The following is a 14,741-nucleotide window of genomic DNA, read 5'->3' on the forward strand; positions in this document are numbered from 1 at the left end:
AATCGACGCAGGGTTAGTCGGTCCCTAAGGCGAGGCTGAAAAGCGTAGTCGATGGAAAACAGGTTAATATTCCTGTACTTCTGGTTATTGCGATGGAGGGACGGAGAAGGCTAGGCCAGCTTGGCGTTGGTTGTCCAAGTTTAAGGTGGTAGGCTGAGATCTTAGGTAAATCCGGGATCTTAAGGCCGAGAGCTGATGACGAGTTACCCTTTGGGTGACGAAGTGGTTGATGCCATGCTTCCAAGAAAAGCTTCTAAGCTTCAGGTAACCAGGAACCGTACCCCAAACCGACACAGGTGGTTGGGTAGAGAATACCAAGGCGCTTGAGAGAACTCGGGTGAAGGAACTAGGCAAAATGGCACCGTAACTTCGGGAGAAGGTGCGCCGGTGAGGGTGAAGCATTTACTGCGTAAGCCCATGCCGGTCGAAGATACCAGGCCGCTGCGACTGTTTATTAAAAACACAGCACTCTGCAAACACGAAAGTGGACGTATAGGGTGTGACGCCTGCCCGGTGCCGGAAGGTTAATTGATGGGGTTAGCTAACGCGAAGCTCTTGATCGAAGCCCCGGTAAACGGCGGCCGTAACTATAACGGTCCTAAGGTAGCGAAATTCCTTGTCGGGTAAGTTCCGACCTGCACGAATGGCGTAACGATGGCGGCGCTGTCTCCACCCGAGACTCAGTGAAATTGAAATCGCTGTGAAGATGCAGTGTATCCGCGGCTAGACGGAAAGACCCCGTGAACCTTTACTATAGCTTTGCACTGGACTTTGAATTTGCTTGTGTAGGATAGGTGGGAGGCTTTGAAGCGTGGACGCCAGTTCGCGTGGAGCCAACCTTGAAATACCACCCTGGCAACTTTGAGGTTCTAACTCAGGTCCGTTATCCGGATCGAGGACAGTGTATGGTGGGTAGTTTGACTGGGGCGGTCTCCTCCTAAAGAGTAACGGAGGAGTACGAAGGTGCGCTCAGACCGGTCGGAAATCGGTCGTAGAGTATAAAGGCAAAAGCGCGCTTGACTGCGAGACAGACACGTCGAGCAGGTACGAAAGTAGGTCTTAGTGATCCGGTGGTTCTGTATGGAAGGGCCATCGCTCAACGGATAAAAGGTACTCCGGGGATAACAGGCTGATACCGCCCAAGAGTTCATATCGACGGCGGTGTTTGGCACCTCGATGTCGGCTCATCACATCCTGGGGCTGAAGCCGGTCCCAAGGGTATGGCTGTTCGCCATTTAAAGTGGTACGCGAGCTGGGTTTAGAACGTCGTGAGACAGTTCGGTCCCTATCTGCCGTGGACGTTTGAGATTTGAGAGGGGCTGCTCCTAGTACGAGAGGACCGGAGTGGACGAACCTCTGGTGTTCCGGTTGTCACGCCAGTGGCATTGCCGGGTAGCTATGTTCGGAATAGATAACCGCTGAAAGCATCTAAGCGGGAAACTAGCCTCAAGATGAGATCTCACTGGGACCTTGAGTCCCCTGAAGGGCCGTCGAAGACTACGACGTTGATAGGTTGGGTGTGTAAGCGCTGTGAGGCGTTGAGCTAACCAATACTAATTGCCCGTGAGGCTTGACCATATAACACCCAAGCAATTTGCTGACCCTTCTTTATAAATGAAAAGGGACACCAGATTGCGGTGTGTGAAGACGAAACGAACCGAAAGTTCGAGATCTTGCAAAACACCGAAAGCTATCACTTACCCAATTTGCTGAAGCGCGGCCAGCCGGCCACGACTCGGTACCCGAATTTCTTGACGACCATAGAGCATTGGAACCACCTGATCCCATCCCGAACTCAGCAGTGAAACGATGCATCGCCGATGGTAGTGTGGGGTTTCCCCATGTGAGAGTAGGTCATCGTCAAGATTAAATTCCGAAACCCCTATCTGCGTATGCAGGTAGGGGTTTTGTTTTGTCCGCAGGAAAGTTCGTACAACAACATCGGACGGCTCCCGGCTGTCACCGTCTCCCGACAATGCTAAGGTTCGGCCCTAGCTTTTGTATTTTCCCAAGGAAGCCTTTATGCCGGACGCGACGTCCCTCAGTGCTGGTTTTATGGTGGTTCATGGCAACCGCCTGGACGAGTTGCGCAGCTTGGTGGTCAGCTGGATGCGGCGCTACCCGCTGGCTCCCTTGGAAAATGAAATCGCCCTGGTCCAGAGCAATGGCATCGCCCAATGGCTAAAGCTGGCACTGGCTGAAGACCCGGAAGATGACGACATGGGCGGCTGTGGAATCGCCGCAGCCATCGACGTGCAGTTACCGGGTAGCTTCATGTGGCAGCTCTATCGCATGGTGCTTGGGCGTGACGAGATCCCGGTCAAATCGTTGCTCGATAAAGCCCCGCTGACCTGGCGTCTGATGCGTCTGCTTCCGCAGTTGATCAACCAAGCGCACTTCGAACCCTTGCAGCGCTTCCTGACCAATGACACCGACTTACGTAAACGCTATCAGCTGGCTGAGCGGCTGGCGGATTTGTTTGACCAGTACCAGGTGTACCGGGCCGATTGGCTTGAAGACTGGGCAGAAGGTCGTCATCAGTTACGAAATGGCAGAGGCGAAGCGAAACCGCTGACCCCGGCCAACTGCTGGCAGGCCGAGTTGTGGCGTGCGCTGTTGCTGGATGTGGGAGAACAAGGCATGGCGCAAAGCCGTGCTGGCGTCCATCAGCGGTTTATCGAACGCATCAACAGTCTCTCCGTCGCACCCAGTGGATTACCTTCGCGAGTGATCGTTTTCGGGATTTCATCACTGCCTGCCCAAGCCCTGGAAGCACTTGCAGGACTGGCCCGGTTCAGTCAGGTTTTACTTTGCGTCCACAACCCCTGTCGTCACCATTGGGCAGACATCGTCGCCGATAAAGACCTGTTGCGGCATCAATACAAGCGCCAGGCCCGCAAGGCCGGAATGCCGGTTGTACTCGACCCGCAAACCCTCCATCAGCACGCTCACCCGCTGCTGGCGGCATGGGGTAAACAGGGGCGGGACTACATCAATCTGCTCGACAGTTATGACGATCCCAACAGCTATCGCTCGGCATTTCGCGATGGGCGTATCGACCTGTTCAGTGACAGTCAGCCGCAGAACATGCTCAATCAACTACAAGACGACATTCTTGAACTGCGTCCCCTGAGCGAGACTCGCGAGCGTTGGCCCGCTGTCGATCTGCCAACGGACGAGTCGATCCGTTTTCACATTGCCCATAGCGCGCAGCGCGAAGTCGAGATCCTCCACGATCAGTTGCTCGCACGCTTCAGCGCCGATCCGCAGCTACGTCCTCGCGATGTGATCGTGATGGTTCCGGACATCGACAGCTACGCCCCGCATATCCGTGCGGTATTTGGCCAACTGGATTACAAAGACCCACGTTTCATTCCCTTCACACTTGCAGATCAGGGCCAACGCGGCCGTGATCCGCTGCTGATTGCTGTGGAACACCTGCTCAAACTGCCTGACAGTCGTTTTCCTGTCAGCGAGATACTCGACTTGCTCGATGTTCCCGCGTTACGCGCCCGCTTCGGTGTAGAGGAGCGTGACCTGCCAACCCTGCACCGTTGGATCGAAGGTGCCGGCATTCGCTGGGGGATGAATGCCGAGCAGCGCGCCGGGCTAGGACTGCCGGAGGAGCTGGAGCAAAACAGTTGGCGTTTCGGTCTGCGACGGATGTTGCTCGGCTACGCGGTGGGCAGCGCAAATGCCTGTGAAGGCATCGAACCCTACGACGAGATCGGTGGGTTGGATGCGGCGCTGATTGGTCCTTTGGTCGCGCTGCTGGATGCGCTGGAAATTGCCCATCGAGAGCTCACCCAACCTGCCCCCCCCACGCAATGGGGCTTGCGATTGCAAGCACTGGCGCAGTTGTTCTTCCAGGCCAGCAATGAGCATGATGATTACTTGCTGGCCCAACTCGAAGAGCTGCGTGAAACCTGGCTGGAGACGTGTGAATCAGTCGGCTTGCACGATGAGTTACCGTTAACCGTCGTTCGTGAAGCTTGGCTGGCCGGTCTGGATCAAGGTCGCCTGTCCCAGCGTTTTCTTGCTGGTGCGGTTAACTTCTGCACGTTGATGCCCATGCGGGCCATCCCGTTCAAGCTGGTCTGCCTGCTCGGCATGAATGACGGGGATTATCCGCGCGCGCAACCGCCACTGGACTTCGACCTCATGGGCAGCGATTACCGCCCGGGCGATCGCTCCCGGCGCGAAGACGACCGCTATCTGCTGCTCGAAGCGCTGTTGTCAGCGCGTGACCAACTTTATATCAGCTGGGTCGGCCGCAGCATTCGCGATAACAGTGAGCGCCCTGCGTCTGTGCTGATTGGCCAATTGCGTGACCATCTGGCCAGCGGCTGGCGATTGCCTGATACAGACGAAGACTTGCTTGAGGCCCTGACTCAAGAACACCCACTGCAACCCTTCAGCGCCCGCTACTTTCATGAAGGTGATGAACTGTTCAGCTACGCCAATGAATGGCAAGTGCTGCATCAGACCACTGAGCCTGCGACTGAGACCGAGGTGCTTGACGCCTATGTTCAGGAGGAACCGCTGAGCCTCGGTCAGCTGCAGGATTTCTTGCGTAATCCTGTGCGACATTTCTTCAGTCAGCGGCTGAAAGTATTCTTCGAAGCAGCAGACGTCCCCTTGGCCGATGAAGAGCCATTCGTACTCGACGCGTTGCAACGCTATAGCCTCAGCGACAGTTTGCTGGAGGCCGCGCTGGGTCATCCGGATCAGGCGGATCAGGCGCTGGAAGCACAGGCCAAACGCCTGCAAAACAGCGGCCTGTTGCCAATGGCCGGATTCGGTGAATGTCTGCAGCGAGAATTGATAGAACCGTTGCCGGATCTGCTGCAACGCTATCAACAACTCCTGGCGTTATGGCCAACACCACTGACCAGCGCGCTACCGGTGAATCTTGAACTTCAAGGCCTGCGCCTGGAAGGTTGGCTCAGCGGCCTGCATCAACGGGCGGATGGTGGATTGCTCTCGGTCACGACGATCCCCAACAGCATAGGCTCGATCAAGTCTCGCAAATGGCATCGCCTGACGCGGCCTTGGGTCAATCATCTGGTTGCGTGTGCCAGTGGTATGGCAATGACCACTGCGTTGGTGGCCAGTGACGACAGTCTGCTGCTTGGCCCGATGGAAGAGAGCACCGCAACGCGGATTCTGGGCGACCTGCTGATGGCTTGGAACACGGGCATGCGGCAACCACTGCCGGTTGCTGTGAAGACCGCCTTCGCATGGCTGGGGCAAACCGATCCGGTGAAGGCCGAGGCTGCTGCCCGTAAGGCTTATGAAGGCGATGGTCTGACTACCGACGGCGAACGTCGAGAAAGCCCGGCACTTAGCCGTCAGTTTGCCGACTACGATGCACTGATCGCCGAGGAGACTTTCGCCGAATGGTGCGACGCTTTGTACAAGCCCCTGCTTGAAGCCTCATGGCGTTCATCGACCAGCGAGGAGGCACGCTCATGATCACAAAAACACCGCTGGCCCTGGCATTCCCGTTGCGCGGTAGCCAACTGATCGAAGCCAGCGCCGGGACCGGCAAGACCTTCACCATTTCTGCGCTTTATCTGCGCCTGGTCCTTTGTCACGGTGGGGAGTCGACCGGTTTCGGGCGTGAACTGTTGCCGCCGCAAATCCTCGTTGTGACGTTCACCGATGCGGCGACCAAAGAACTGCGCGAACGCATTCGCACACGCTTGGCTGAAGCCGCACGGTTTTTCCGCGATGAGACACCGGCACCGGATGGCTTGATTGCCGAACTCCGTGACGAGTACCTTCCCGAGCAGTGGTCCGGGTGCGCAAACCGTTTGGACATCGCCGCGCAGTGGATGGACGAAGCGGCTGTCTCGACGATCCACAGTTGGTGCCAGCGCATGTTACGCGAGCACGCCTTCGACAGCGGCAGCCTGTTTACTCAAACCCTGGAAACCGATCACAGCGATTTGCTCGGCGAGGTCCTGCGCGATTACTGGCGACTGTTCTGTTACCCGATGCAAGGCGATGCGCTGAACTGGGTACGCGGCAACTGGGGCGGCCCGGCGGCATTGCTGCCACGAGTGCGCGGGCTGTTCGCCAGTGAGCGCGACAGTGTCGAAGGTAAGCAGCCCGCCGAACTGATCACCGAGTGCCTGCTTGAGCGAAGGGCCGCCTTGCTCGAACTCAAGATGCCGTGGCGTCAGTGGGCGGACGAGTTGCTAGCCATCTGTCACGAGGGCGTCGCGAGCAAGAACGTTGACGGGCGCAAGATGCAGGCGCGTTACTTCGAGCCCTGGTTCGAAAAGATCAAAGCCTGGGCCGAGGACGAATCCCTCGAGCAACTGGATATTGGGACCGGCTTCACTCGCCTGACCCCCGATGGCATGGCTGAAGCCTGGAAGAAGGGTGAAGTGCCCAGTCATCCAGGGCTGGACGCCATGCCCGGCCTCAAGGTCAGTCTTGATGGATTGCCGACGCCCGATGCCGCTGTTCTGCAACACGCGGCACAGTGGGTCGGTGCACGGTTCGAAGAAGAAAAGCGTCGTCGCGCGGAAATGGGTTTCGACGATATGCTGCTGCGCCTCGATGCGGCGCTGCAGTCCGACGGCGGCGAGCGCTTGGCCACATTGATCCGTGAGCAATTTCCGGTGGCATTGATCGATGAGTTCCAGGATACCGACCCGGTACAGTACCGGATCTTCGAAAGCATTTATCGCATCGAAGACAACAACCCGGAGAGCGGTCTGTTCCTGATCGGCGACCCGAAGCAAGCGATTTACGCCTTCCGTGGGGCAGACATTTATACCTACCTGCGCGCCCGCCAGGCCACCACCGGCCGCCTGCACACCCTGGGCACCAATTTCCGTTCCAGTCATGGCATGGTCAGTGCGGTGAACCATGTCTTCGAGCGTGCCGAGTCTCGTGAGTCCGGGCGCGGCGCGTTCCTGTTTCGTGAAAAGAATGGCGAAAACCCCGTACCGTTCCTGCCCGTCGAATCCCAGGGACGCAAAGAGACTCTGTACGTTGATGGCGAGCGGGTTGCCGCGCTGAACATCTGGCATCTGTCCGCCGAGCAGCCTCTGTCCGGTGCTGTGTACCGACAACAATTGGCGGCCACCTGTGCCGGTGTCATCACCGACTTGCTCAATGGCGGGCAACAAGGTCGGGCGGGTTTCCTGCAGGACGGCAAGGACTTTAGAGGCGTGCTGCCCGCCGACATCGCGATCCTGGTACGCGACGGTAAAGAAGCCCAAGCCGTGCGTGGCGAGCTGTCCGCCCGTGGCGTGCGCAGTGTTTATTTGTCGGACAAGGACTCGGTATTCGCCGCCCAGGAAGCCCACGATCTGCTGTCCTGGCTCAAGGCCTGCGCCGAGCCGGATGTCGAGCGGCCGTTGCGAGCCGCGTTGGCCTGCATCACCCTGAACCTGTCGCTGGCAGAACTGGAACGCCTGAATCAGGACGAATTGGCTTGGGAAGCGCGGGTCATGCAGTTCCGTGGTTATCGCGAACTCTGGCGCAAACAGGGCGTATTGCCGATGCTGCGGCGTTTGCTGCATGACTTCCAGCTACCTCAGGCATTGATCGCGCGCAGCGATGGCGAGCGGGTGCTGACCAACTTGCTGCACCTGTCCGAACTACTGCAACAAGCCGCCGCCGAACTCGATGGCGAACAAGCGCTGATCCGGCATTTGTCCGAGCATCTGGCGTTGTCCGGGCAGGCTGGAGAAGAGCAGATCCTGCGTCTGGAGAGCGACGAACAACTGGTCAAGGTCGTGACCATTCACAAGTCCAAGGGGCTTGAGTATCCCTTGGTGTTCCTGCCCTTCATTTGCTCGGCGAAACCTGTGGATGGCAGCCGTCTGCCGTTGCATTACCACGATGCCAGCGGCAAGGCCCAAGTGACTTTGACGCCGACACCCGAGTTAATCGCCCAGGCCGATGATGAACGTCTCGCCGAGGATCTGCGCTTGCTCTATGTGGCCCTCACCCGGGCGCAACATGCTTGCTGGCTCGGCGTGACGGATCTCAAACGCGGCAATAACAACAGCTCGGTGCTGCATCTTTGCGCGTTGGGTTACCTCTTGGGCGGTGGAGCGCCACTCACCGAGTCGGCAGGGTTGAAGCGCTGGCTGGAAGACTTGCAACAGGACTGCCCGGCGCTGAGCTACGGTGAACTGCCTGAAGCGACCGCCGAGCACTACCATCCACCGCGTAACGAAGCGACCTTGCTCGCTCCGCTGGTTCCCAAGCGTAAGGCCAGTGAAAACTGGTGGATTGCTTCCTACAGTGCCCTGCGCATCGGCGAGAGTATGAGTGTCGGCGCGGATGAAGCGCCGGAGAACCCGCAAGCGCAAAAGCTCTTCGATGATGAACGTCTCGACCCGCAAGCACCACGGGAAGTGGTTGCCGGTGGCGCTGATATCCATCGATTCCCGCGTGGCCCGAACCCCGGCACCTTTCTCCATGGTTTGCTTGAATGGGCTGGTGACGAAGGTTTTGCCGCCACACCGCAGTCGGTCGAGGACGCCATTGGCCGCCGCTGCAATCGCCGTGGCTGGGAAGGCTGGATCACCACGCTGAGCGAGTGGCTGCAACACCTGCTCAAATCCCCGCTGCATATCGGTGCAGGGCAGGCTCCCGTGGTGTTCGAACAATTGACCCACTACCGCGTCGAGATGGAGTTCTGGTTCGCCAGCCATAAAGTCGATGTACTCAAACTCGATGAGCTGGTGCGCCAATACACCCACAACGGTGTGGCCCGAGTAGCGGCCGAACCGGTGTTGCTCAATGGCATGTTCAAGGGCTTCATCGACCTGACGTTCGAGCACGACGGCCGCTACTACGTCGCCGACTACAAATCCAACTGGCTGGGCGTCGATGACACGGCCTATACCGACCAGGCCATGGAACAGTCGATTCTCGACAACCGTTACGACCTGCAATACGTGCTGTACCTGTTGGCCCTGCATCGCCAGCTCAAGGCACGACTGGTTGATTACGATTACGACCGGCATGTCGGGGGTGCATTGTATCTGTTCCTGCGGGGGACGCGCGCTTCCAGCCAGGGCGTGTACTTCGCCCGTCCGCCAAGAGAATTGATCGAGCGTCTTGATCGGCTGTTCCAGGGCAAGCCAGAACCCAAGGCTGAACCCGCCTGGGAACAGGGAGTACTGCTATGAGTCGCACCTTCGCTGATTTGCTGCCCACGTCACTGGCGGACGAAAGCCTTGCGGATCTGGCGCCGTTGAGTCGCGCCGATGACCTGCTGCTGTTGCTCACGCGGTGGGTCGAACGTGGTTGGCTGCGAGCGCTGGACAAAGCCTTCGTCGCCTTTCTGCATGAACTCGCGCCTGGCGATGATCCGCTGGTGCTGCTGGCGGCGGCGTTGACCAGTCATCAACTGGGCCATGGCCACGTCTGCCTGGACGTGTTCGAAACCCTGAAAGAGCCGGACTTCGCTTTGTCGCTTCCGCCGGAAGGTGATCTGCACAGTGGCGCGATGTTGTTACCGTCGCAATTGCTTGAGGCGCTGGACGGTGCCCATTGGTGCAAGGTGCTGGCCACCAGCAGCCTGGTCGCTTTGGCGGTTGATGGTCGTGAGGCCGCGCAGCATCGGCCATTGGTGCTGTCCGGCAAACGCCTGTACCTGCGCCGCTACTGGGCTTACGAGCGGCGTATCGACAACGCGTTACGCCAGCGCCTGGCCGAACACGAAACAACACCGAATGATTTGTCCCAACGCCTCACCGGTCTGTTCGGCCCAGCCAAGCCTGGTGAAGTCATCGACTGGCAGAAACTTGCCTGTGCCCTGGCGACTCGCAGCGCGTTCAGCATCGTTACGGGGGGGCCGGGGACCGGCAAGACCACGACGGTCGTACGTTTGCTGGCCTTGCTCCAGGCGCCGGCTGTAGAGGCGGGCAAACCGCTGCGCATTCGTCTCGCCGCACCTACCGGTAAAGCCGCTGCACGGTTGACGGAGTCGATCAGTCAGCAGGTCAGGACGTTGAAAGTTGCAGACGCCGTGCGGGAAAAAATTCCATCTGACGTCACCACCGTGCACCGTCTACTCGGCAGCCGCCCCGGCACCCGACATTTCCGACATCACGCTGGTAATCGCTTGCCACTGGATGTGCTGGTGGTGGACGAAGCGTCGATGATCGATCTGGAAATGATGGCCAATCTTCTTGATGCGATGCCGGCTCATGCGCGGCTGGTGTTGCTCGGGGACAAGGACCAACTGGCGTCCGTGGAGGCCGGTGCGGTGCTGGGCGATCTGTGCCGCGACGCCGAGGCGGGTTGGTATAGCCCGCAGACCCGCCAGTGGCTTGAGACCGTCAGCGGTGAAAGCCTGGAGGCCAGCGGTTTGCAGGAAGATACCAACGGTACTCATCCACTGGCCCAGCAAGTGGTGATGCTGCGTCACTCTCGACGGTTCGGCGAGGGCAGCGGCATCGGCCAGCTGGCGCGCTGGGTCAACCAGCAGCAGCCTGAGGAGGCCCGCAAGTTGTTGGCGGCACGAAGCCACGACGACGTGTTTTCCCTTCCCCTCAAAGGCGAACAAGATCGAGCGCTTGAGCGCTTGTTGCTCGACGGTCATGGTGAAGGACCGCGAGGCTATCGGCATTACCTGGGTCTGCTGCGCAGCCTGCGGCCGTCACTCAATAGCACGCTTGATGATCCATGCTGGACCGATTGGGCTCGTCAGGTATTGCAAGCCTTCGACGCCTTCCAATTGTTGTGCGCTGTGCGCAAAGGGCCTTGGGGCGTGGAAGGGTTGAATCAGCGAGTGACCGAGGCGTTGCTCAAAGCTCGGCTGATCGATAGCGACCAGCAATGGTACGAAGGTCGACCCGTGCTGATGACGCGTAACGACTATGGCCTGGGTTTGATGAACGGCGACATCGGTATCGCGCTCAAGCTGCCCGAGCGCGATGGCCCCGAGGCAGGGAAGCAGGTGCTGCGTGTAGCGTTCCCGCGCAATGATGGCCAGGGCGGCGTACGGTTTGTTCTCCCGAGCCGGCTCAACGATGTCGAAACCGTGTATGCCATGACGGTGCACAAGTCCCAGGGTTCGGAATTTGCCCACACGGCGTTGATTCTGCCGGAGGCCCTGAACCCGGTACTCACCAAGGAACTGATCTACACCGGGATTACCCGGGCGAAAAACTGGTTCACCCTGATCGAGCCGCGTTCCGGCGTGTTCGAAGAGGCGGTGCGACGCAAGGTCAAACGCTTGAGCGGGTTGATGCTTGAGTGGGAGGAGGGGGGCGAACCGCGCCGACCGAACGGAGAATCGCCAAGCGTCTAATACTAGGCGAACAATCTTTTAACTAATTTTTGGGGATTGAATGCCCCGGCAGATCAGAGCGCAACGATTTCGAAATGAGAAAAATAATAAATTATTGCCGAAACCACTTTTGGAAAAAATGGCTTCGCAAGCACAAGTGCAAAGTGGCGGGCGGGGTTGCATCGCTTCCAGCAAAAACCACATTGATACTGGAAGAAAATGTTTCGCTCGGTGGTGTTATTGTCGATGCCAAAAAACTGAGCATCGGCGCTCATACCTATATCCGAAGTGGTTGTGTGTTGTCTGCTGTTTCCTCGATCGGACGATTTTGCTCGATTGGCAACAACTGCTTTATCGGACAGGATAAAAATACTCACCCTTCAGACTGGGTCAGTTCGCATCCCTTTCAATTTACCAATACCGCTCTGTCCTTCGAGCCAGAAATTGTTGATGTAACGATTGGCGACGATGTATGGATCGGGCATGGCGCCATGATTATGGAAGGTGTCACGGTGGGCACGGGCGCCATCATCGCCACCCGCGCACTGGTCATTCACGATGTACCGCCCTATGCGGTTGTCGCCGGGTTTCCAGCGAAAGTGGTCAAGTACCGGCACCCGCCAGAGGTTGTCTCGCAATTGTTAAGCAGCAAGTGGTGGGAGTGTAATGTCGATTTTCTCCTGAGCTTGCGCCTGGATGATCCCCGTATCTCTTTGCCGATGATTGCGGATTCGCGTGATGCCAATCTGGCGACTTACAAACAGATGGAAGTCACCAGGAAGGGCTGTCGATTGGTTGCGGCCAATGAACATTGAAAGCTCAATGTTCAATCTGCAAACCGAAGGTCCCGCGTTTCACCCAGCAACAACGGACCATTAAGGTCTGTGACTTCCCTGATGTAATCCCACAACAAGGTAATCCGCTTAAGCTTCCTCAGATCCTCCCGGCAGTACATCCAGAATTGTCGGGTGATGTTGATCTCTTCCGGCAATACCGGCAGTAGCCGCGAATCCTGGGCCGCCAGGAAGCACGGCAGAATCGCCAGCGATCGCCCCTGCTGCGCCGCCACGAATTGTGCGATCACGCTGGTGCTGCGCAAATTGGCCGTTGCGCCCGGCAGCACATTGGCCAGGTACAGCAGCTCCGAGCTGAATGCCAGATCGTCGACGTAACTGATGAACGAATGTTTGGCCAAATCGGCCGGACGGCGGATCGGTGGGTGTTTGTCCAGATAGTCCTGGGTCGCGTACAGCTGCAATTTGTAGTCACAGAGTTTGCAGCAGACGTAAGGCCCGTGTTCCGGGCGCTCCAGAGCGATGACGATGTCGGCTTCGCGCTTGGACAGGCTGATGAAGTGCGGCAGCGGCAGGATGTCCACCGAGATGGCTGGGTAGGCGTCAACGAAATGGCTCAACTGCGGGGTGATGAAAAAGCTGCCAAAGCCCTCGGTGCAGCCCATGCGCACGTGCCCGGACAACGCCACGCCAGACCCTGACACCTGCTCGCACGCCATGTGCAGGGTGCTCTCGATCGATTCCGCGTAACCCAGCAATCGCTGACCCTCAGCGGTCAAAACGAAACCGCTGGTCCGGGATTTTTCAAACAGCAACGTGCCCAATGCCGCTTCCAGCGAGCTGATGCGTCGCGAAACGGTGGTGTAGTCCACCGCCAGGCGCTTGGCCGCGGTGCTGGCCTTGCGGGTGCGGGCGACTTCGAGGAAAAACTTGAGGTCATCCCAGTTCAACGAACCTAAAGACGTGATGTTTTTTTGCATGATGGACCGGCTTTTATGTGCGTTCTTATTAGAAGTTTGCACATCTATACTCCAAAAACAGTCCGACAACCAATTCGCGACACACGCTTCATCGCAAGGCGATTGTCTCGCCTTGGCTCCCAAGATAGCTCTCTTAATAAGAACAACGTCCCGGAGACCGAACATGAACGCATCGCTCACGCCAAACGAAACCACTGTCCAAACGGTAAAGCTGTTGATCAACGGTGAATGGGTCGAGTCCCAGACCACCGAGTGGCACGACATCATCAACCCGGCGACCCAGCAAGTGCTGGCCAAGGTTCCGTTTGCCACGGCTTCTGAAGTCGACGCCGCCATCAGCGCTGCCCATCGCGCCTTCCAGACCTGGAAGCTGACGCCGATCGGCGCGCGGATGCGCATCATGCTCAAGCTCCAGGCGTTGATCCGCGAACACTCCAAGCGCATCGCCGTGGTCCTGAGTGCCGAACAGGGCAAAACCATCGCCGACGCTGAAGGCGATATTTTCCGTGGCCTGGAAGTGGTCGAACACGCCTGCTCCATTGGCAGCCTGCAAATGGGCGAGTTCGCCGAAAACGTTGCTGGCGGAGTCGATACCTACACCCTGCGTCAACCAATCGGCGTGTGCGCCGGCATCACCCCGTTCAACTTCCCGGCGATGATCCCGCTGTGGATGTTCCCGATGGCCATTGCCTGCGGCAACACCTTCGTCCTCAAACCGTCCGAACAGGACCCGATGTCGACCATGCTGCTGGTGGAACTGGCGATCGAGGCTGGCGTTCCGGCAGGCGTGCTTAACGTCGTGCATGGTGGCAAGGACGTGGTGGACGCGCTCTGCACGCACAAGGACATCAAGGCTGTTTCCTTCGTCGGTTCGACGGCGGTCGGTACCCACGTTTACGACCTGGCCGGTAAACACGGCAAACGCGTGCAATCGATGATGGGCGCGAAGAACCACGCCGTGGTGCTGCCGGATGCCAACCGTGAACAAGCGCTGAATGCGCTGGTGGGCGCCGGTTTCGGTGCGGCCGGGCAACGCTGCATGGCGACCTCGGTGGTGGTGCTGGTGGGCGCGGCCAAGCAATGGCTGCCAGACCTGAAAGCGCTGGCGCAGAAACTCAAAGTGAATGCCGGCAGCGAAGCGGGTACGGACGTGGGTCCGGTGATCTCGAAAAAAGCCAAGGCGCGAATTCTCGATCTGATCGAAAGCGGCATCAAGGAAGGCGCCAAGCTTGAGCTGGACGGTCGCGATATCACCGTTCCTGGCTTCGAGAAGGGCAACTTTATCGGCCCGACCCTGTTCTCCGGCGTCACCCCTGACATGCAGATCTACACCCAGGAAATCTTCGGCCCGGTGCTGGTGGTGCTGGAAGTCGCGACCCTCGATGAGGCCATCGCACTGGTCAACGCCAACCCGTTCGGCAACGGCACGGGCCTGTTCACCCAGAGCGGTGCGGCGGCGCGTAAATTCCAGACCGAAATCGACGTCGGCCAGGTCGGTATCAACATCCCGATTCCGGTGCCGGTCCCGTTCTTCAGCTTCACCGGTTCGCGTGGTTCGAAACTCGGCGACCTCGGCCCGTATGGTAAGCAAGTGGTGCAGTTCTACACTCAGACCAAGACTGTCACCAGTCGCTGGTTCGATGACGACAGCGTCAACGACGGTGTGAACACCACCATCAACTTGCGTTAAGGAGC

At 58.4% G+C, this 14,741-nt stretch carries 6 protein-coding genes and 2 rRNA genes (1 of these 8 only partly in view); 7 read left to right on the plus strand and 1 reads right to left on the minus strand.

What is annotated here, in order from left to right; genetic code table 11:
* The 6 genes from ACA057_RS03610 to ACA057_RS03635 all read left to right on the plus strand — a co-directional run.
* Positions 1 to 1,578: ribosomal RNA gene (locus tag ACA057_RS03610) — 23S ribosomal RNA — on the plus strand; it begins 1,314 nt to the left of the window's first position.
* A 172-nt stretch (positions 1,579 to 1,750) separates the two neighbouring features.
* A 5S ribosomal RNA gene (rrf, locus tag ACA057_RS03615) occupies positions 1,751 to 1,866 on the plus strand.
* A gap of 156 nt (positions 1,867 to 2,022) precedes the next feature.
* On the plus strand, positions 2,023 to 5,475 hold the full coding sequence (recC, locus tag ACA057_RS03620; protein ID WP_497346011.1) for an exodeoxyribonuclease V subunit gamma: 3,453 nt from the start codon (positions 2,023 to 2,025) through the stop codon (positions 5,473 to 5,475).
* Positions 5,472 to 9,164, plus strand: coding sequence for an exodeoxyribonuclease V subunit beta (gene recB / locus ACA057_RS03625; protein WP_497346013.1), 3,693 nt, complete (start codon positions 5,472 to 5,474; stop codon positions 9,162 to 9,164). Before recC ends, recB begins: the two co-directional genes overlap by 4 nt.
* The gene (gene recD / locus ACA057_RS03630) at positions 9,161 to 11,293 is read left to right on the plus strand and encodes an exodeoxyribonuclease V subunit alpha (RefSeq protein ID WP_497346015.1); all 2,133 of its coding nucleotides are present in this window, start codon (positions 9,161 to 9,163) and stop codon (positions 11,291 to 11,293) included. Before recB ends, recD begins: the two co-directional genes overlap by 4 nt.
* Positions 11,294 to 11,367: 74 nt before the next feature.
* A complete protein-coding gene (locus ACA057_RS03635; protein WP_497346016.1) occupies positions 11,368 to 12,087 on the plus strand; it encodes a CatB-related O-acetyltransferase in 720 nt (239 codons plus the stop codon).
* 11 nt (positions 12,088 to 12,098) lie between these two features.
* On the opposite strand, the gene ACA057_RS03640 is transcribed toward ACA057_RS03635, so the two are convergent.
* Positions 12,099 to 13,046 (minus strand): LysR family transcriptional regulator, encoded by a 948-nt coding sequence (locus ACA057_RS03640; RefSeq protein WP_497346018.1) that lies wholly within the window; start codon positions 13,044 to 13,046, stop codon positions 12,099 to 12,101.
* 163 nt (positions 13,047 to 13,209) lie between these two features.
* Between ACA057_RS03640 and ACA057_RS03645 the strand changes: the two genes are divergently transcribed.
* Positions 13,210 to 14,736 carry a CoA-acylating methylmalonate-semialdehyde dehydrogenase gene (locus ACA057_RS03645; protein WP_497346020.1) on the plus strand — a complete coding sequence of 509 codons (1,527 nt, stop codon included), beginning with the start codon at positions 13,210 to 13,212 and terminating at the stop codon, positions 14,734 to 14,736.
* Positions 14,737 to 14,741 lie beyond the last annotated feature (5 nt).

The sequence above is a fragment of the Pseudomonas sp. LBUM1661 genome, assembly GCF_059695925.1.